Origin of the sequence: Congregibacter sp. (assembly GCF_045107095.1) — a bacterium.
In the GTDB taxonomy this organism is placed as follows: Bacteria; Pseudomonadota; Gammaproteobacteria; order Pseudomonadales; family Halieaceae; genus Congregibacter.
Map to the genome: position 1 here is coordinate 1 of NZ_JBGCFU010000082.1, position 19263 is coordinate 19263.

Genomic DNA, 19263 nt, shown 5'->3' on the forward strand with positions numbered 1-19263 from the left:
TTTCATGGAGCGAGTCTACTCCGCCGGACTGTCTTAGCCTACAAATGCGCGCTCGATAACGTAGTCGCCCGCGGTACCCTGATTGGGCGACACCGTAAAGTTACGCCGATCCAGTAATGCAGAGATGTCATCCAGCATCGCGATGCTTCCACAGATCATCGCGCGATCCTGAGCGGGATCAATCGAAGGAAGCCCCAGATCAGACTCGAGCTTGCCACTTTCCAGTAGCTCAGTGATGCGCCCATTGTTCTTAAAGGGCTCTCGCGTGACGGTGGGATAGTACAGAAGCTTCTCGCGCACCTCTTCACCCAGATATTCGTGTTCTGGAAGTTCATTAGTCAGGTAGTCGTGATACGCCAGATCACTGATGTGGCGCACGCCGTGTACCAGCACGATTTTCTCGTAGCGAGCGTAGGCGTCGGGGTCTCGAATGATCGACATAAACGGCGCCAAACCTGTGCCTGTCGAGAACAGATAAAGATGCCGCCCCGGGTGCAAGTCTGTGAGCACCAAAGAACCCACGGGCTTTTTGCCCAGCAGCACTTCATCGCCAACATTGATGTGTTGCAAACGGGAGGTGAGTAAGCCGTCCGCGACCTTGATACTCAAGAACTCCAGCTCTTCTTCGTAGTTGGCGCTGGCAATGCTGTAGGCACGCAGGGCTGGTTTGCCGTCTACTTCGAGACCGACCATCGTGAAATGACCGTTCTCAAAGCGAAACTCGGGCGCACGCTCGGTTTTGAAGCTGAACAGTCGGTCGTTCCAGTGCTTTACTTCGGTGACTTTGGCGGGTGCTACGGCGGCCATGACGGGTCCTCAAAAACGGTTTGAACGGCTTATACGTTACGAGGGTTGAATTCTGATCACCCTGGCGGTCACCTGCAAGAAAATCACGGCGTGTTTCAAGAACGGTTTTTCCTAACCTTATTCCCGGATTCTTCAATCTTGTGTGGTGGACAGGTCCCGCGGTGCTGCCTAGACTTCCAAAACATCCGCAATAGATAACAAAACAAAGGTTAGAGCATGGAATACGACCTAAAGATCACCGGTGGTTTGGTATATGACGGTGAGGGCTCAGAGCCCCGGAAAACCAACATCGGCGTTCGCAACGGCACCATCGTCGCTATTGGTGACTGCGCCGGTGACGCGCGCGAAACCCTGGACGCGACGGGTCACATCGTGACCCCTGGCTTTGTTGATCTTCATACCCACTACGACGGTCAGGTCTCTTGGGATGCGGGTATGCAGCCCAGCGTTAACCATGGCGTAAGCACTGTGGTCATGGGCAGCTGCGGCGTTGGCTTTGCGCCCGTGCGCGAGGCTGACAGAGAAAAGCTGATCCGCTTGATGGAAGGTGTTGAGGATATTCCTGGCATCGCCCTTGCCGAAGGTCTTACCTGGGACTGGGAGACCCTACCCGAGTACATGGATGCCCTGGACGCAAAACCCCATAGCATCGACTTTGCCGTACAGGTTACCCACGACCCTTTGCGTGTCTATGTGATGGGTGACCGGGCCGTGTGTAATGAGCCTGCGACGGAGACTGATATTGCCGCTATGAGGAAGATCACTCGCGAGGCATTGGAAGCCGGCGCAATTGGTTTCTCTACCGGGCGTTCTGATGTGCATCGCAGCGCTGATGGCGACTGGACTCCGTCCTCCGAGGCGACCACCGAAGAGCTTTCTGGTATCGCCAGCGCCTTTGCTGGGCTGTCCCACGGCACCCTACAGGCCGTGAACGACTTTGACCTCGAGCGTGAAGGGGATGCCTTTGATAAAGAGTTCGACATTCTCGAGAGCATGGCCGAGGCAGGGGAGGGGCGTCCGTTCTCGCTGTCACTCATGCAGCGGGATTTTGCCCCCGATCAGTGGCGACGCATTATTGACCGTGCTGAAAAAGCTGAAGCCAAAGGCGTACACATGCGGCTGCAAACTGCACCTCGCGGCATCGGCGTGATCACGGGGCTGCAGTGCACCTTTCATCCCTTTATTGGGTTTCCCAGCTACAAAGCGATTTGCGACCTGCCCTTAGAAGAGCGCGTCGCCAAGATGAAGGAAGCGGCGTTTAAAGCGCAGATTCTGACCGAAGAGTCCGAGACTCTGGCTGGCGACGGTACCCCCGTGCCACCGATAGTTGACGCGCTTATGGCAGCCATTGATTACGTAGCCAGCAAGACCTTTCTGCTGGGCGAGAACCCTGAATACGAGCAAAGCGCCGAAACATCCGTGCTGCACATGGCGCAGGAAAAGGGCGTGTCGTCCCTCGAGATGATCTACGACCTTCTACTAGAAGACGATGGCCAGGCGCTGCTCTACTTCCCCATCTATAACTACACCAACATGAACTTCGATAACGTGTTCGAGATGATGTCCCATCCGCAATCCATCATGGGGCTGTCCGATGGCGGTGCCCATGTCGGGACCATCTGCGACTCTAGTTTCCCAAGCTATCTGTTGACTTATTGGGCGCGGGATCGTGCTCGTGGCGGCAAGATTGAGCTCGCCGAAGCCATCCGTCGCTTAACCTCAGATATAGCGGATTACTGTGGCATGGCGGATCGCGGTCGTATCAAGGTGGGTCTCAAAGCGAACATCAACGTCATCGATTTTGACAATCTGCGTCTGTTCGCGCCGCGCATGGTCCAGGACTTGCCCGCAGGTGGGCAGCGTTTGCTGCAGGACGCGGCGGGATACCGAGCTGTCATCGTGGATGGCGAGATGGTGCTGGAGAACGATCAGCTAACGGGCAAGAACCCTGGCCGTTTGTATCGGGCGGGGCAGCAGGCTTTGGAGTCCGTTGCCTGAGCGAGATCACTATTTAGCGCAATATTGTCAAACAAAATCAGCTAAGCTGCGCTGCAGTTTTTAACCACGCGGGAAAAATGCCCGCGCATTTGTGACACCGAGGGAGTCAACCATGTTTAGACCCGCACAACTATTAGCCAGCGGCTTCTTGGCGCTGAGCGTATTGCTTTCGCCTCTGGCCTTTGCAGGCGACACACTGGACCGCGTCGTCAAGAACAAAACACTAGTAGTCGGCATGTCTGGCGATCAGCCACCCATGAATATGCGTAACCGCCAGGGCGAGCTCATGGGCTTTGACGTGGATTTGGCTAATGCGCTTGCTAATGCCATGGGCGCCGAGCTTAAGCTAAGCCCTATGCCTTTTGGTGATCTGACCAAGGCACTGGCTGACGGTGAAGTCGATATGGTCCTGTCCGGCATGGCCATTACTGCTGAGCGTTCCAGAAGCGCGTCTTTTGTAGGTCCTTACATGATGAGCGGTAAGTCGATTCTCGCAACGCGCACTGCGCTGGAGCAGATCGCGAGCGGCGGCATTGCAGCGACCGACGTGAAACTAGCGGCATTGAAGAACTCTACCAGTGCATCGTTTGTAACCCAGGCGGCTCCCAATGCAACGCTTGTGGAAGTCGCTAACTACGAGGAAGCGATAGCCATGGTCACCAGTGGTGAGGCAGCGGGCATGGTTGCGGATGCTCCTGTGTGTAAACTTCAAGTTTTGAGAAACCCCGACGCGGGTCTTGTAACTCTGGATAAGCCGCTAACGGTAGAGCCTTTTGGTATTGCTCTGGCTTCAGGTGATGCCGAGTTTTTGAACCTGGTGCAAAACTACCTACGCGCCTACGAGGGTACAGGCCTTCTCACTAAGCTTCGTCAGAAGTGGTTGGAGAACAGCTCTTGGGTTGCAGCGCTACCCTAGGTCTTCGTGTTGCGATAAACGCCCTGGTCTGTGACCGGGGCGTTTTTGTTTGGGCTGCCCGTGATTGACGCTCTGGCAAGCACCTTTGCCGACATCGGCCCTTATCAGATGCTCGCCATCTGGGCGGCATTGCTGTTTGCTTCGCTGCTCCGCGCGTTCACCGGATTTGGATTTGCCCTTGCCGCCATGCCGGTTTTGTCGCTCTTTGTGGCGCCTACCGAAGCCGTGGTGATTACGGCATCCCTCACTCTTGGGACGAGCTTGTTGAGCGCGCACAAGTTTTGGCCAGATGCGCCCAAGCGCCCTTTACTGCCTATATGTCTTGCGTCGATCGTTGGGACCCTAGGGGGAGCGCAACTGCTAAAACACGTCTCGGTGGATCAGTTTCAGTTGTGGATAGGGCTGGGTGTGCTTGCGGCTTGCGCCGTTCTGACTATGTTTCATCCAGCGCCTAGGGCGCCGAAGCGTGGGATTCCGACCGCTACCGGTTTGGTCTCGGGGCTAATGAACGGTGTTTTTGCTATTCCCGGTCCGCCGGTGATCATCTTTGTCATGGCGACCCAGGGCGATGCCAAGCACAGCAGGGCAATGCTCCTGACATTTTTCATGCTCTCAGCGGTCATCGCGCTTTGTGTGTTCGGTCTCTCCGGCTACCTCACGTCAAAAAGCTTTTGGATGTTTCTGTTAGGTATGCCCGCAATGATGATTGGCGATCGGGTGGGGCATGCGGTCTTCGCGCGCTATGGCAGTCTGCTTTACCGCCGCATCGCCTTATTCGTGCTCTACGCTGTGGGTATCAGCATTACTTTAAAAGCCTTGGCTGCCTAGCACCTAGCGCATACCAAAGCTCAACTACTGCTTTACCGCGTCTCGCATGATCCGCTGTTTCTGCACACCCCACTCGCGCTCTTTCTGCGTTTGCCGCTTGTCATGGCTTTGCTTGCCGTGGGCAAGGGCAATGGCAGCTTTGACGAGATGGCCCTTCCAATACAGCTTGGTACAGACGCAGGTTTGACCTTTGGCGCTGATAGCGGCCAGGATTCTGGCAAGTTCGCGACGATTCAGGAGTAGCTTGCGAGTCCTGGTGGGGTCCGTCACATAGTGCGTCGATGCCGTTGCTAACGGTGTGATTTGCGAGCCGAGCAAGAACGCCTCGCCATCCTTCATCATCACGTAGGAATCCGTTAGCTGCGCTTTTCCTGCACGCAGAGCTTTTACTTCCCAACCCGTGAGGGCGACACCCGCCTCAAAGGTTTCCAGGAGTTGATAGTCAAAGCGTGCACGTTTGTTTTGAACAATCGTGGTATCGATGTTTTTGGCGTTTTTCTTTCCCATGGGCCTATTGTACAGGCTGTGTTCCCGAGAAGATTGGTCATTGTGCGACCCTAGGGTACTTTGCAATAAGGCTGTGCTCGGGCAAGCTGTGCACTAACGTGGCGCTTCGGACTTTGATGAACCTGTACTCACCTGTGGAACGCTGGCAATCCCGAACAACCTTCGTGTTCGCTCTCGCGATAGCGGCGGTGGGACTGGGTAATCTCTGGCGTTTTGCTTGGCTCATGGGAGAGCATGGGGGCGCGCCGTTTTTCTTTAGCTACCTCTTTTGTCTCTTCTTTATTGGGGTTCCACTCCTCGTCGCAGAAGTGGTTTTGGGTAGTCATGGCCGAGGGTCGCCTTTTTTGACCATGAGCTGGGCGACCGACGTGTCCAACAGGTCGCGGCTATGGTTAACGGTAGCCTTGTTGTCCTGCCTGGCGGGATTCTTGTTGCTGGTGTCTTACCTGCTTATCGCCGGGTGGAGTCTTGCTTACGCCTACCAAATGCAGCTGGGAAGCTTTGCAGCTATTGCATTGAGTGATGCTGCGGAGGCTTTTGACACAAAAATTTCAGCGCCTGCTGGGCTGTTGCGATGGCAGTTTTTGGCTGCGATCGTTTTGGCACTGACTGTGGCTCTTGGCATCCGTCGGGGCATTGGCTTGTTTGTGTGGATAGCCGTGCCACTGCTCATTACGCTGCTTGGCGTGATTGTCAGCTTCTCAATTGAGTTCGGTGACCTTAGCGCCGCCGGTGAATTCCTCTTTGCGTGGCAACCCATGGATTTTGACCGTGGGTCCTTCATGGCGGCGTTAGGGCACGCGTTTTATACGCTGTGCATTGGGGTAGCGGTGGGGATGAGTTACGGCGCCTATGCTCCCAGTAAACTTCCCATCGTGCGTGCGGTGGTCACGGTGGCGCTTTTCGATGTCGTTGTGGCCGTTGCTGCGGGTGTGGCGATATTCCCCGTGCTGTTTGCCAATAACCTGGTTCCCGCTCAAGGCTTTGGATTGCTGTTTATCAGCGTGCCCTATGCTTTTGGCAACATGCCGTTTGGAGACCTCTACGGCGCGCTGTTCTTCGTGACGGTTTTTGTGACGGTATTGGGAACCGCGGTAGCGCTGCTCGAGCCCATAGTGAGTGTACTCGAGCAGCAGTTTCGAGTACGCCGCTTACAAGCCGCGATTGGGATGGCTGTCATTGCCTTTATGTTGTCTGCCTATGCCACCGTAGATCTTGGGGCCGCCGATGACGGGCAGGGCTTCTTGCAGTGGCTGGATGGCGTGACGGCAGAGTGGCTTATCCCTGCGGCGGTATTGCTCCTGGCATTGTTCGTGGGATGGCGAATGCCGAGAGAGGTTCTTCGTCAGGAGCTGGCTCGAGAACCCGACATACTGTTTTCGCTGTGGTATTTTCTCATCCGCTTTGTGGCCGTGCCTGTGATTGCTTTCGCGTGGCTCTGGTTATCTCTGGTCCCGTGACTCGAAATGCGGGCGCAGGCGATGGCTTTTTGAAACTGAATAGCGAATTTTATGACCTCAATACACCGTAGCGCTCTCTTACCGTTTTCGGACAAACAGTTGTTTGCCCTGGTTAATGATGTGGAGGCTTACCCACAGTTCATGGATGGCTGTGTAGGCGCTTCGATCCTACATACCGACGCCGAGCATATGGAGGCGCGTTTGGATCTTGCCCGAGGGGGCATCTCGCATAGCTTTACGACCTGCAACGAATTGGTTCCCTTCGAGACCATTCGCCTAACACTCAAGGATGGGCCGTTTGAGCAATTCGCTGGCGCTTGGCATTTTCAGTCCCTGGCGGAGCAGGCGTGCAAGGTCTCCCTTGATCTGGAGTTTAAGTTTCGCGGTGGCTTACTAAGCGCGGCTGCGGCAAAGCTCTTTGATCGAGTGACCGGGAATCTTGTCGATGCGGTGGTGCGTCGCGCCCAGGATGTTTACGGCTCATGAGCAATCCTGAAGAGCTGAGCATCGAGGTGGTTTACGCACTGCCACAGCGCCAATCAATCATAAAGTTGTCTGTAAAAGAAGGGACCACTGCGTTCGCCGCTGCGCAGCAATCAGGTATCGAAGAACAGTTTGAAGACCTGACGCTCGGCGAGGACACGCTCTTGGGTGTGTTCGGCCAACGAGCGGCACAAACGCAGGTACTTCGAGATGGAGATCGGGTGGAAATTTACCGGCCGCTGCTAGCGGATCCCAAAGAGGTAAGAAAAGAGCGGGCCGCTCGCGCGAAGGCTCGTCGAGAAAATCAGTCGGAAGACTGACTCTCTTCCGCTTCTTCTGTCTCTGCCGATTCCGCAGAATCTTCGGGTTCGGCGTTGGGGTTGGCCCAGTCCGGCAAATAATCACCCGTCACATTCACCAGACTGTCACCTTCAAAAAAGATCCGCACCTGAGCTTCTCGGATGATATCCGGGCCATTGCGGATGACGTAGGGGTAGTCCCAGCGATCCGGCTGAAAGGTATCTTCAACCAGAGGCGATCCCATGATGAATCGCACCTGGCGCCGGCTCATGCCCGGCTGAAGCTGCTCGATCATGTCCTGAGTGACCAGGTTTCCCTGCTCAATATCAATTTTGTAGACGCCGGGAAAACCCACGAATCCACAGGCGCTCAGTCCTGTCAGGCAGGTGGTGAGCAAGGTCGTGAGCAAAAAGACGCGCAAAATGTGTCGTGGTCGGATCAAGGACTAACTTCCACTAGTGGGTGTGGGGTGGCATCATACCGATGAGCGACCTATCAGAGAAGTGCATCCCGTATGCCATTTAGTAACCAAGATCTCCGCAGTGCTGGCCTTAAGGTCACCCTTCCACGCATCAAAATTCTTCAGATTTTGGAGGATTCTACGCAGCATGAGCGGCATATGAGCGCCGAAGACGTCTATCAGGCGCTTCGCGATGCCGGCGAAGACGTGGGTTTGGCGACGGTGTACCGCGTTCTTACGCAGTTCGAAGGCGCAGGCCTGGTGACCCGCCATAACTTTGAGGGCGGTCATTCCGTCTTTGAGCTTGATCATGGTGAGCATCACGACCACATGGTTTGTGAAGACACGGGGCAGGTGATCGAATTTAACGACCCGATTATCGAAGAGCGCCAAAAGAAAATCGCCGAAGAGCACGGCTTTGAGCTGGTTGATCACTCTCTTGTACTAAAAGTACGTAAACGCAAAGAGAAGTAACTCTTTTTTGTTTTCCTGGCGTGTTCCCAGCGTGTCTCCAACGCGCGGCTAGAGACGAGTCGTTGGGGCTTACTGTGGCCTAGGACGCCGAGTCTCGACTCTCTAGCATTTCTTTTGCGTGGGCCAAGGTGTTTTTAGTCATCTTGAGTCCACCCAGCATTCGCGCGATCTCATCAACGCGTTGCTTATCGCTAAGCTCATGGAGCTTAGACGCCAGCTGCTTGCTGTCGCCTGATTTCTCCACCTGAAGGTGTTGTTGGCCTTGGGCTGCGACTTGCGGTAAGTGCGTTACGCAGAGCACTTGCGCGTTTTTACCCATGTCCGCCAGTAGACGTCCAACGACCTCGGCGACAGCGCCGCCAATACCCACATCCACCTCATCAAAGACCATGCTGGGCACTGTGGTGTTCCCGGCGGTAGCTACTTGAATCGCAAGGCTGATGCGTGACAGCTCACCACCGGAAGCGATGCGTCCGAGCGACTGCGGCTCGGCACCCGGGTTGGTACTAATGAGCAGCTCAACGTCTTCCTGACCAAGGGGGTGAGGGTCGCTTGTCTCTCGTTTGCCAAGGGCTATCTTGAACTGACAGTTGCCCATGGAGAGTTTGCTGAGAAGTTTGGATACCTCTTTTTCCAGCTTTGTGGCGGATTTTTTCCTGGCGCTGCTGAGTTTGCTGGCCACAGACTTGTAGTCCGCCAACTGCTTCGCGAGATTCGCTTCCAGTGCGTCTATGCGCTCGTCACTGGAATCCAGCGTGGCTAACTCTTCGCTTAAAGATTGATGATGGGCCCCCAGCTGCTCGGGCATGATGCGATGCTTTCGCGCGAGGCTGTAAATCGACTCCAGCCGGGCCTCCACGTCCGCAAGGCGCTGAGGATTGTTCTCTGTGCTCGCCAAATATTGTTGCAGCTCGCTCCGGGCCTCTCCTAGCTGGATGGCAGCGGAATCAAGCATCTCACGCACGCTGTCGATCGCTTTGCCGCGATGGAGATCCTCAGCAAGCGTGGTCAGTGCTGATCGGACGCCGATTTCGTTGCTGTCACACAGTTCAATAGCACTGGCAGCCTGGCGCTGTATAGCGTCGGCGTTTTCTAGCACCTGTTGCTCAGCTTCCAGACTTTGCAGCTCGTTATCGCCCAGGGCTAATTCATCAAGTTCCCCCACCTGATAACGCAGGAGCTGCTCGCGATCCGCCTGTTCCTGCTGACTGTTGCGCAGGGCTTCGAGCTCGTCTCGTAATCGCAGCCATTCATTTGCTGCGACCGTTACTTTCTGAGCGGTGGATGTTTGTCCCGCGTAGCTGTCCAGCAAAAGGCGCTGGTGCGGACGGCGGAGCAAAGACTGGTGAGCATGCTGACCATGAATATCGACCAGTAGCTCTCCTAGAGCGGCGCAGTCCTGGAGCGTCGTTGGTCGGCCATTGATATAGGCTCGGGATCGTCCCTCGCGGGTGATGACTCGCCTAAAAAGGCAGTCTCCGTCGGCGTCCAGATCATGATCAACAAGCCACTTCTGAGCCGCGGTCATTCCATCAATATCAAAACGCGCGCTGATGTCTGCGCGATCCTGGCCGGGGCGTATGGCGCTGGGGTCAGCGCGATCACCAAGGCAAAGACCCAGCGCGTCGAGCATGATGGACTTGCCCGCGCCGGTCTCGCCGGTGACGACTGTTAGTCCATCGCGAAAATCGACCTCGAGATTTTCTACGACAGTAAACTGGCTAATCGTGATTTGGGTGAGCATGAGCATCCCGTTGTGTGTAGCGGAGGGTTATAACCCATCCGCCCAAAGGCATAAACAGCAAATTACGCAGATCGGCTTTCTCGCTTTGTGTTACCCGTGGTCTGTGCTAAAACCTTGGGTGATTGCCTACTGGGTGTATGTGTTTGGGTCGAGAGCTGACAGACAGGTCGGGAACGCTGCTGAGAACATTGGTGGCGCTGCATATCCGTGACGGTAGTCCCGTGGGTTCTCAAACCCTGCGCGAGGAGGCGGGTCTTTCCGTGAGTCCCGCCACTGTCCGAAACGTGATGTCCGACTTGGAAGAGCGGGGGTTTCTTCATTCTCCGCACACGTCTGCCGGACGAGTGCCTACCGACCAAGGCTATCGGTTTTTTGTGGACAGCCTGCTGCAGGTCAATAATGACCTCGATTCCAGTGCCTTCGACTCCCTTCGCAAAGAGCTGAACCCTGACCGCAATACCTCTGATCTGGTGCAGACCGCCTCGAACATGCTCTCGTCCATCACATCGCAGGCCGGCGTGGTTACCGTGCCACGACCCATGCAGCAGCCTTTGCGGCAGGTAGAGTTTTTGCCCCTCTCGGGAGATCGCGTGTTGGTTATCCTCGTGATCAACCAGCGCGAAGTGCAGAATCGGATTATCCATACCCGTCGCGTATTTTCTGATGAAGAGCTGCGAGCGGCGGCCCAGCAGATCAATCAGCGTTTTGCTGGACAGGCGCTCGCAGAAGTTCAGAGTCAGGTAGATCAGGAGCTCTTGGCGGCCCGAAGCTCTCTGGACGACTATTTGTCCGCGACCCTCGACTTGGCGCAGCAGGCTTTGGCTGATGACGCGAACCCCTCTGACTATCTGATTGTCGGCGAGTCCCGCCTGTTGGAGGGTGCAAGCCCGGAAGAGCTGCAGCGACTTCGAGAGTTGTTTGCCACGTTAGAGAGCAAACGGGACTTATCCCATTTGCTGGAACGTTGCTCTGAGGCCGATGGCGTTAAGATCTTTATTGGCGAAGAGGCGGGATCACAGATGTTTGGTGATTACTCGCTCATTACGGCTCCCTACGGCGATGGCGCACGCACGCTCGGGGTGTTGGGGGTGATTGGGCCCACCCGCATGGCCTATGACCGGGTCATCCCTATAGTCGACGTGACGTCCAAAATGTTGAGTGCCGCGCTCGGGCACTAGGCACGTAACGCGCGGCTGGCGCCAAATATCTGCTGCTTTCATCTTGTTTTTTCGATCAATGCCCCCATGTCCGCTGAATCACGGTAATCGTCGTCTATTTGGCGGCGATGTGCGTCTTTTCATTTGGAACACCAGGAGATCACGGTGGCGGAAGATAAACGCGATCAGGAGCCGCTTGCTGACGCGGCAGATGAGCTGGCAGAGGCTGGGCAAGAGCAAGAGTTAGAGCAACAGGAGTCAGCGCAGAGCGCTGAGTCCGCCGATACAGGGGCTGATGATTCGGAGCTCACGGTTGATGCTCAAATCGAGCAACTGGAAGAGGAACTCGGCCAAGCTCGAGATCAGGCTTTGCGTGCCCAGGCCGAAGCTCAAAACGCTCAGCGTCGAGCAGATCAGGACATAGAAAAGGCCCGAAAGTTTGCTCTCGAGCGTTTTTGCAGCGAACTACTGCCGGTGGTCGACAATCTTGAGCGTGCCCTGGAGGCTATTGATGGTGACGATCCAGCGCTGAGCTCCATCGCAGAAGGTGTCGATTTGACGCTCAAGAGCTTTGTAGGCGCCTTGGGCAAGTTTCAGATTGAGCAGCTTGATCCCGCAGGGGAGCCTTTCGATCCTCAGCTTCACCAGGCCATGAGCATGATCGAAAACCCCGATGCCGAGCCCAACACCGTGCTTGCGGTTATGCAGAAGGGTTACACACTCAACAGCCGTTTGGTTCGCCCGGCGATGGTGATGGTGAGCAAAGCGCCGGCAGCAGAGTAGGCGCCGCCAGCACGAAATCAGCCAGTCGGGGAATGTTGTGCGGCACCCTTGAAATACGCCGCCAAGGACCCACATATACATACAGAAATTATTGCAACGGCGGCATCGCTTAACGGAAATGCCTGCTAGCTAGGAGAAACGATATGGGCAAGATAATTGGTATTGACCTGGGAACCACGAACTCGTGTGTTTCTGTATTGGACGGCGGTAAGCCCCGCGTTATTGAAAACGCCGAGGGTGATCGCACCACTCCGTCGATTGTCGGTTACACCGATGATGGCGAAATCCTCGTAGGACAGAGTGCAAAGCGTCAGGCGGTTACTAACCCCCACAACACTTTGTATGCGGTTAAGCGTCTGATCGGCCGTAAGTTCACCGACGACGTTGTGCAAAAAGACATCTCTATGGTGCCTTACAAGATTGTTGCTGCGGATAACGGCGACGCGTGGGTAGAAGCTAAAGGCGAGAAAATGGCTCCCCCGCAGGTGTCTGCGGAAGTACTTCGTAAGATGAAAAAGACCGCTGAGGAGTTTCTTGGCGAGGCTGTCACCGAGGCGGTGATCACTGTACCTGCTTACTTCAACGATTCGCAGCGTCAGGCAACCAAGGACGCGGGCAAGATCGCTGGTCTGGACGTCAAGCGCATCATCAACGAGCCAACAGCCGCAGCGCTTGCCTACGGTATGGACAAAGCGAAGGGCGATCACACCATCGCTGTTTATGACCTGGGTGGCGGTACCTTTGATATTTCGATCATTGAGATTGCAGAAGTCGACGGCGAGCATCAGTTTGAAGTGCTGTCCACTAACGGAGATACGTTCCTGGGTGGTGAAGATTTCGATATGCGTCTCATCGAATACCTTGCGGACCAGTTCAAGAGCGAGAACGGCATCGACCTGCACAACGATCCGCTGGCGCTTCAGCGTCTGAAGGAAGCCGCTGAGAAGGCCAAGATCGAGCTGTCGCATTCTGAGCAGACTGAAGTGAACCTGCCTTACATCACAGCTGACGCAACCGGTCCCAAGCACCTTGTGGTTAAGTTGAGCCGTTCCAAGCTCGAGTCACTGGTCGAAGAGCTGGTTAGCCGCTCCATGGAGCCTCTGAAGATGGCTCTTAAGGACGCTGATTTGTCTCCCAGCGAGATCGATGACGTGATTCTTGTAGGTGGCCAAACACGTATGCCTATGGTTCAGCAGAAAGTTGCTGAGTTCTTCGGCAAGGATCCTCGTCGTGATGTAAACCCCGACGAAGCGGTTGCTATGGGAGCTTCTATCCAGGGTGCGGTACTGGCTGGAGACGTAAAGGACGTACTGTTGCTGGACGTTACTCCGCTGACACTGGGTATCGAGACCATGGGTGGTGTAGCTACTCCTCTGATCGAGAAGAACACAACGATTCCTACCAAGAAGTCGCAGATCTTCTCTACAGCGGACGACAACCAGACGGCGGTGACAATTCACGTTGTACAGGGTGAGCGAAAGCAAGCGACGGGCAATAAGTCTTTGGGACGTTTTGACCTGGCGGACATTCCTCCTGCTCAGCGCGGCATGCCGCAGATTGAAGTGACCTTCGATCTCGATGCTAACGGTATTCTGAACGTGTCTGCTAAAGACAAGGCCACCGGCAAAGAGCAGTCGATTCGTATCACTGCTTCAGGTGGTTTGTCGGATGATGAGATCGATGCAATGGTTGCGGATGCCGAGGTTAACGCCGAGGCGGATAAGCAGTTTGAAGAGCTGATCTCTTCACGCAATACCTGCGAAGGCTTGGTGAATGCTGCCAAGAAGACCCTCGAGGAAGCGGGTGAGCATGCTAGCGACGAAGAGAAGGCAGCTATCGAAGCGGCTATTTCTGAAGCGGAAGAGGCGGTCAAATCTGACGACAAGGATGCCATCGATGCGGCGGCAACGAAGCTGACCGAGGCGACGGGTCCCGTGGCGCAGAAGATGTATGCGGCACAGGCTGAGGCGGCTCAGGGTGAAGCGGGTCCTGATGCAGCGGCTGACGCCGGTGATGGCTCAGGTGCTGACGATGCAGTCGATGCTGAATTTGAAGAAGTCAGCGACGACAAGAAGTAAACTTGTCGATTCGGCGATGTAGAAGACAGGTTCTTTTGCATCGCCGGATTGTTGTTTGAATGTGACGCGGGACTTATGAGCCCGCGTTGTCGATTTAGGAAGGGGTGCGGCCTGACCGCAAAGTGCTATGTCAAAACGCGACTACTATGAAGTGCTCGGTGTCAGCCGAAGTGACGACGAAAAGGACATAAAGAAAGCCTATCGCCGCGTCGCGATGAAGTTTCATCCAGACCGAAACCCCGACGATCCGCAAGCTGATGAGAAGTTTAAGGAAGCCTCGGAGGCTTACGAAGTTCTCAGTGATAGCCAAAAACGTGCAGCCTACGATCAATATGGCCATGCGGGCCTTGAAGGTCAGATGGGCGGCGGCTTTGGCGGTGGTAGCGGTAACTTCTCCGATATTTTTGGCGATGTCTTCGGCGACATTTTTGGCGGCGGAGGCGGTGGTCGTGGTCGCGGCGGTGCGCAGCGGGGCTCTGACCTTCGCTACACCCTGGATATTTCTCTTGAAGATGCCGTCCGCGGTACAACGGTAGAAATACGTGTACCTACGTTGGCATCCTGTTCTACCTGCGATGGCAGTGGCGCACGCAAGGGCAGCAGCCCCACCACCTGCGGCACCTGTGGTGGCGCGGGTCAGGTTCGCATGCAGCAGGGCTTCTTTCAGGTTCAGCAGACTTGCCCCACTTGCCGTGGTCGCGGAAGCACTATTTCTGATCCCTGTACGTCTTGTCGTGGTCAGGGCCGGGTAGAAAAAACCAAGAAGTTGTCAGTAAAAGTACCTCCCGGCGTTGATACCGGCGATCGCATTCGCCTGGGTGGCGAAGGCGAAGCAGGTACCGAGGGCGGTCCTTCGGGCGATTTGTTTGTTCAGATGTCGGTTAAGCAACACCCCATTTTTGAACGCGACGGAAAGCACCTTTACTGCGAAGTCCCGATTACCTTCGCCGACGCCGCGCTGGGTGGTGAGCTGGAAGTCCCTACCCTGGATGGTCGCGTAAAGCTGAAGATCCCCGCAGAAACGCAAACAGGTAAGCTCTTCAGGCTCCGCGGCAAGGGCGTACAACCGGTCCGCGGTGGTGGCGTGGGTGACTTGTTGTGTCGCGCGGTCATCGAAACACCGGTTAACTTGAACAAGCGTCAAAAAGAGCTGCTCGATGAGCTTCAGCAAAGCATGGGGGAGGGCGGTCATGCGCATAGCCCCCGGCAAAAGAGTTGGTTTGATGGGGTGAAGCACTTTTTTGACGAACTGAAGCCATGAGCGTGCGCATCGCTATTGCCGGCGGTAATGGCCGCATGGGACGCACGCTGATTGACCTTATTCAGGGCAATGAAGAGCTTTCGGTAGTCGCGGTGACGCTCGCTCAAAATGAGAACGTACCTGAGCCTGCTCCTGTCTCGGCTGAGCTTTATACCCATGACATCGATGTTGCTCTGTCTGAAGCAGACGTTCTTATCGACTTCACGACCCCGGCAACTATCGTCGTTCACGCCCAGGCCTGCGCACGAGCGGGCGTTAAATGGGTAGTAGGTACCACCGGCCTGGATGCTTCTGAGCAAGCGGCTGTGACCGCAGCTGCGGGCGAAGTGGCGATCTGTCAGGCCGCAAATTTCAGTACGGGTGTAAACCTGATGCTCCGCCTCGTAGAGCTTGCAACCCGGGCGAGCGAAGGCGATACGGATCTGGAAGTGATTGAGGCGCATCATCGTCATAAAGTGGATGCACCCTCGGGAACGGCTCTCGCTATAGGCAAGGCCATGGCCTCAGGGCGTGATATCGATCTTGATGAACACGCAGTGATGAGCCGCGAAGGTATTACCGGTGCACGAGTCGATGGGAGCATCGGTTTCTCAACCATTCGTGGCGGAGACATCGTTGGTGACCATACGGCGATGTTTGTCAGCGATGGAGAGCGCCTTGAGATTACCCATCGCGCCGGTACACGCTCAGCTTTTGCGCGGGGAGCCTGTCGCGCGGCCGTCTGGTTGAGCGATAAGCCAGCGGGCCTCTACGATATGCAAGATGTTCTGCAGCTAAGAGATTAAGGAAAAACAATGATGGACGGGACGCTAGAGACGCCACTCACGATCGTTAATATCGATGAGAGTAATGCGGCGCAATACCTCATAGAAGAGTCTTCGCAGCGCCCCGTGGTCATCGATTTTTGGGCGGATTGGTGTGAGCCCTGCAAAGTATTAATGCCCTTGCTGGAAAAGCTGGCCACGGAATACGCCGGTGCGTTTTTGTTGGCTAAAGTGAATGCCGACGATCAGCAAATGATTGCTCAGCAGTTTGGTGTACGGAGTTTGCCGACAGTCATGGTGATGCGGGATGGCCAGCCCGTAGATGGTTTTGCCGGGGCACAGTCAGAGCAGGCGGTTAGGGAAATGCTGGAAAAGCATCTGCCATCACCCTTTGACGCGGCGCTTCAGGAAGCAGGAACGCTGCTTCAGGCGGGGGATGCCGCCGCAGCGGTGACGATTCTGCGGACTGTCTACGAAGAGAGTGGCCGTCGTCATGATATTGCGATGACTTTGGTACACGCGTTGATTGAGTCCAAGCGTCTTGATGATGCCCAGACCTTGCTTGATGCCGTGCCAATGGTTGATCAGGATCCTTTGTACGAGCAGTTAGTCGCGCAGCTGAATCTGGCTCGGGAAGCTTCCCGCTCGCCTGAACTTGTGGGTCTGGAAGAGCAGCTCAAGGCGGACCCTGAGAATCTGGATTTGCTGGAGCAAATTGCCGTGCACTACAGCGCAGCGGGGCAGTTTCGCGATGCTCTTGAAAGCCTGTTGTTTATCCTTCGCACCGACGTAAATCACAAAGACGGTGCGACTAAAAAAGCGCTCCTGGACACTATCGCATCGCTTGGAAAGGGCGATCCGCTGGCCGCAGAGTACCAGCGCAAGCTATTCAGCCTTTTGTACTAAAGTTACGGCTAGCTTGAGTGCTAGCCGCATCCTCCTCCCAACCGAGCCCTCCCGGGATAAAAGTCGCTTTTTACTAGCCTTATCAAGAGGTTGCCGCAACCTGGTTTTTGCCCTCTGGCGTGCCTCTATGGGGATAAAACTCGCCGCTTTCTTATGCTTGTACCTAGCCCTAAAGGGCGCTAGAGTACCGGCGCTAGGAAAAACATACTCCAAATTCAAAAGCGCTGGGGTGAGTGTTCTTATGTTCCTCCCCGCGTAGATTCCGGCCCGCAAGGCCCAGTAACAGGAGACAGAAACTGTGGATACCAGTTTTTCAACTGAGGAACTCGCCTTTCGGGACGAAGTCCGAGCATTTTTTGATGAGGCTTACACCGACGATCTTCGCGATCGTATGAGTGATAGTAAGCAGTACAAAGCAGCGATTGTTGAGTGGCAGAAGAAGCTCAACGAAAAAGGTTGGGTCGCTCAAGGTTGGCCTGCCGAGTACGGCGGCACGGGTTGGACCCCAACACAAAAGTTTATTTACGAGTCTGAGCGTTCGGCACGGGGCATACGCGACGTAGTACCGTTTGGTTTGAGCATGGTTGCTCCGGTCATCTACACCTTCGGTAATGAAGAGCAAAAAGCCCGCTTCCTGCCACGCATCCTCGCCAGCGATGACTGGTGGTGCCAGGGTTACTCTGAGCCCGGTGCGGGTTCCGATCTCGCGTCACTCAAAACCAAGGCTGAGTTAGACGGCGACCACTATGTAGTGAACGGTGCCAAGATCTGGACTACCTATGCCCAGCACGCCGACTGGATTTTCTGCCTGGTACGTACCAGCAACGAAGGCAAGAAGCAGCACGGTATTAGCTTTTTGCTCATCGACATGAAGACCGAAGGTATTAAAGTTAATCCCATCGAGTCTATCGACAATCACCACAGTCTGAACGAAGTCGAGTTTAATAATGTGCGTGTACCCGTCGAGAACCTGATCGGCGAGCAGGATAAGGGCTGGACCTACGCGAAGGCTCTGCTGGCTCATGAGCGTACCGGTATTGCCGGTGTAGCAGACTCCAAGCGTGCGGTTGGTGAGGTTCGACGTCTTGCTGCGGCAGAAGTGAACGGCGGTAAGGCCCTTCTTGACGATCCTTTGTTCCAGAAGCGCCTCTCAGATATCGAGATAGAGCTAATGGCTCTGGAGTTCACGGACCTTCGCGTACTCGCGTCTGTAGCTTCTGGTGGCGCGCCTGGCGCCGAGTCTTCGCTCCTGAAGATCAAGGGCACCGAGATTCAACAGCAGGTACAGGAGCTTCGCATGGATGTTGCGGCCCATTACCAGGGCGTATTGCCTACAGAGCTGGATACCAACGTGATTGGTCATGATTTTGGCAGCGCAGCGCGCCAGACCTACATGTACGGTCGTGCGGCCACGGTTTACGGTGGTTCAAACGAAATCCAGAAAAACATCATTGCCAAGGCAGTTTTGGGCCTTTAAGGCTCAGAGCCACGTCAGGAGATAAGTAATGAATTTTGATTTTTCAGAAGAACAAACAATGCTGCGCGACAGCGTTGCCCGTTTTGTGCAAGACGACTACGACTTCGATACCCGTCGCGGCATCGTAGCTACCGAAGCGGGAATTAGCCGGGAAGTGTGGCAAACCTTTGCAGAGCTCGGCTGGTTGAGTGTTCCCTTTGCCGAAGAGTACGGTGGTTTTGGCGGTGGTCCCGTTGACCTTATGGTCATGATGGAGGAGTTCGGTAAGGGTCTTGTTGTGGAGCCTTACTTTGCGACCGTTGTTCTCTTTGGTGGCTTACTGAATGCTGCGGGCAGCGAGAGCCAAAAGGCAGACCTCATCCCCGGTATTATCGATGGCAGTCGTCTGGGCGCGTTTGCATACCTCGAGCGCCAGAGCCGCTATGAGCTGGCGGACGTCTTAACTACAGCGACGGCCGCTGACGGCGGATACGTACTGAACGGTGAAAAGGTGGTTGTCAGTAATGGCATGAATGCTGACACCTTGGTTGTTGCCGCGCGTACCTCTGGTGAACAGTTTGATCGTCACGGCATTAGCCTGTTCGTTGTTGATGCTAACGCCGCTGGCGTTGAACGCGTGAGCTACCGGCTCATGGATGGCCAGAACGTCGCTAACATCACATTCAAGGATGTTAGCGTTTCTGCAGACGCCGTACTCGGTGAAGTAGACGGTGGTTACGCAGCCATGGACCAAGTGGTGCAAGAGGGTATCGTGGCTCTTTGCGGTGAGGCCGTGGGCCTTATGGGGCAGCTCAACACTAAGACTCTTGAATACACGAAGACGCGTGAGCAGTTTGGCGTTGCGATCAGCAATTTTCAGG

General features: G+C 55.3%; 19 protein-coding genes. 15 read left to right on the forward strand and 4 right to left on the reverse strand.

Features of this window, described 5'->3' with window-relative positions:
- Positions 1-33 precede the first annotated feature (33 nt).
- Entirely contained in the window at positions 34-807 is a 774-nt protein-coding gene (locus AB8B76_RS11665; protein ID WP_405272658.1) for a ferredoxin--NADP reductase, read from the reverse strand.
- A gap of 216 nt (positions 808-1023) precedes the next feature.
- Here AB8B76_RS11665 and AB8B76_RS11670 point away from each other — a divergent pair, with 216 nt between their 5' ends.
- From AB8B76_RS11670 to AB8B76_RS11680, 3 genes are all read left to right on the forward strand, one after another.
- Positions 1024-2805, forward strand: a complete 1782-nt coding sequence (locus AB8B76_RS11670) for an amidohydrolase family protein (protein WP_405272659.1) — start codon at positions 1024-1026, stop codon at positions 2803-2805.
- Between the two features lie 112 nt (positions 2806-2917).
- Positions 2918-3721 carry a transporter substrate-binding domain-containing protein gene (locus AB8B76_RS11675; protein ID WP_405272660.1) on the forward strand — a complete coding sequence of 268 codons (804 nt, stop codon included), beginning with the start codon at positions 2918-2920 and terminating at the stop codon, positions 3719-3721.
- A gap of 30 nt (positions 3722-3751) precedes the next feature.
- A complete protein-coding gene (locus tag AB8B76_RS11680; protein ID WP_405272662.1) occupies positions 3752-4549 on the forward strand; it encodes a sulfite exporter TauE/SafE family protein in 798 nt (265 codons plus the stop codon).
- A 24-nt stretch (positions 4550-4573) separates the two neighbouring features.
- Here AB8B76_RS11680 and smpB read toward each other — a convergent pair whose 3' ends face one another.
- Positions 4574-5056 carry an SsrA-binding protein SmpB gene (smpB, locus tag AB8B76_RS11685; protein WP_405272663.1) on the reverse strand — a complete coding sequence of 161 codons (483 nt, stop codon included), beginning with the start codon at positions 5054-5056 and terminating at the stop codon, positions 4574-4576.
- Positions 5057-5172: 116 nt separating this feature from the next.
- Between smpB and AB8B76_RS11690 the strand changes: the two genes are divergently transcribed.
- Genes AB8B76_RS11690 through AB8B76_RS11700 form a run of 3 tightly spaced genes read left to right on the forward strand, consistent with a single transcriptional unit; the run spans position 5173 to position 7319 of the window.
- Positions 5173-6516 (forward strand): sodium-dependent transporter, encoded by a 1344-nt coding sequence (locus tag AB8B76_RS11690; protein WP_405272664.1) that lies wholly within the window; start codon positions 5173-5175, stop codon positions 6514-6516.
- A 51-nt stretch (positions 6517-6567) separates the two neighbouring features.
- Positions 6568-7002: a type II toxin-antitoxin system RatA family toxin gene (locus AB8B76_RS11695; protein ID WP_405272666.1), complete on the forward strand. Its 435-nt coding sequence runs from the start codon at positions 6568-6570 to the stop codon at positions 7000-7002.
- Positions 6999-7319, forward strand: coding sequence for an RnfH family protein (locus AB8B76_RS11700; RefSeq protein ID WP_405272668.1), 321 nt, complete (start codon positions 6999-7001; stop codon positions 7317-7319). Before AB8B76_RS11695 ends, AB8B76_RS11700 begins: the two co-directional genes overlap by 4 nt.
- On the opposite strand, the gene AB8B76_RS11705 is transcribed toward AB8B76_RS11700, so the two are convergent.
- On the reverse strand, positions 7304-7741 hold the full coding sequence (locus tag AB8B76_RS11705) for an outer membrane protein assembly factor BamE (RefSeq protein ID WP_405272669.1): 438 nt from the start codon (positions 7739-7741) through the stop codon (positions 7304-7306). The two genes, AB8B76_RS11700 and AB8B76_RS11705, sit on opposite strands and share 16 nt — an antisense overlap.
- A gap of 72 nt (positions 7742-7813) precedes the next feature.
- Between AB8B76_RS11705 and fur the strand changes: the two genes are divergently transcribed.
- Positions 7814-8233: a ferric iron uptake transcriptional regulator gene (gene fur / locus AB8B76_RS11710; RefSeq protein WP_405272671.1), complete on the forward strand. Its 420-nt coding sequence runs from the start codon at positions 7814-7816 to the stop codon at positions 8231-8233.
- A gap of 79 nt (positions 8234-8312) precedes the next feature.
- Here the strand turns inward: fur and recN are convergent, their stop codons facing one another.
- Positions 8313-9977: a DNA repair protein RecN gene (recN, locus tag AB8B76_RS11715; protein WP_405272673.1), complete on the reverse strand. Its 1665-nt coding sequence runs from the start codon at positions 9975-9977 to the stop codon at positions 8313-8315.
- A 143-nt stretch (positions 9978-10120) separates the two neighbouring features.
- Here recN and hrcA point away from each other — a divergent pair, with 143 nt between their 5' ends.
- From hrcA to AB8B76_RS11755, 8 genes are all read left to right on the forward strand, one after another.
- Positions 10121-11155, forward strand: coding sequence for a heat-inducible transcriptional repressor HrcA (gene hrcA, locus AB8B76_RS11720; protein ID WP_405272675.1), 1035 nt, complete (start codon positions 10121-10123; stop codon positions 11153-11155).
- A gap of 144 nt (positions 11156-11299) precedes the next feature.
- Positions 11300-11917: a nucleotide exchange factor GrpE gene (gene grpE / locus AB8B76_RS11725; protein ID WP_405272677.1), complete on the forward strand. Its 618-nt coding sequence runs from the start codon at positions 11300-11302 to the stop codon at positions 11915-11917.
- A 143-nt stretch (positions 11918-12060) separates the two neighbouring features.
- Entirely contained in the window at positions 12061-13995 is a 1935-nt protein-coding gene (gene dnaK / locus AB8B76_RS11730) for a molecular chaperone DnaK (RefSeq protein ID WP_405272679.1), read from the forward strand.
- 127 nt (positions 13996-14122) lie between these two features.
- Positions 14123-15256: a molecular chaperone DnaJ gene (gene dnaJ, locus AB8B76_RS11735; RefSeq protein WP_405272681.1), complete on the forward strand. Its 1134-nt coding sequence runs from the start codon at positions 14123-14125 to the stop codon at positions 15254-15256.
- Positions 15253-16041 (forward strand): 4-hydroxy-tetrahydrodipicolinate reductase, encoded by a 789-nt coding sequence (gene dapB / locus AB8B76_RS11740; protein WP_405272683.1) that lies wholly within the window; start codon positions 15253-15255, stop codon positions 16039-16041. Before dnaJ ends, dapB begins: the two co-directional genes overlap by 4 nt.
- 12 nt (positions 16042-16053) lie before the next feature.
- On the forward strand, positions 16054-16926 hold the full coding sequence (gene trxA, locus AB8B76_RS11745; protein ID WP_405272685.1) for a thioredoxin: 873 nt from the start codon (positions 16054-16056) through the stop codon (positions 16924-16926).
- Positions 16927-17224: 298 nt separating this feature from the next.
- Complete coding sequence (locus tag AB8B76_RS11750; RefSeq protein ID WP_405272687.1) at positions 17225-18403, forward strand: acyl-CoA dehydrogenase family protein; 1179 nt, start codon at positions 17225-17227, stop codon at positions 18401-18403.
- A 28-nt stretch (positions 18404-18431) separates the two neighbouring features.
- On the forward strand, positions 18432-19263 hold an 832-nt coding region (locus AB8B76_RS11755), incomplete at its 3' end, for an acyl-CoA dehydrogenase family protein (protein ID WP_405272688.1).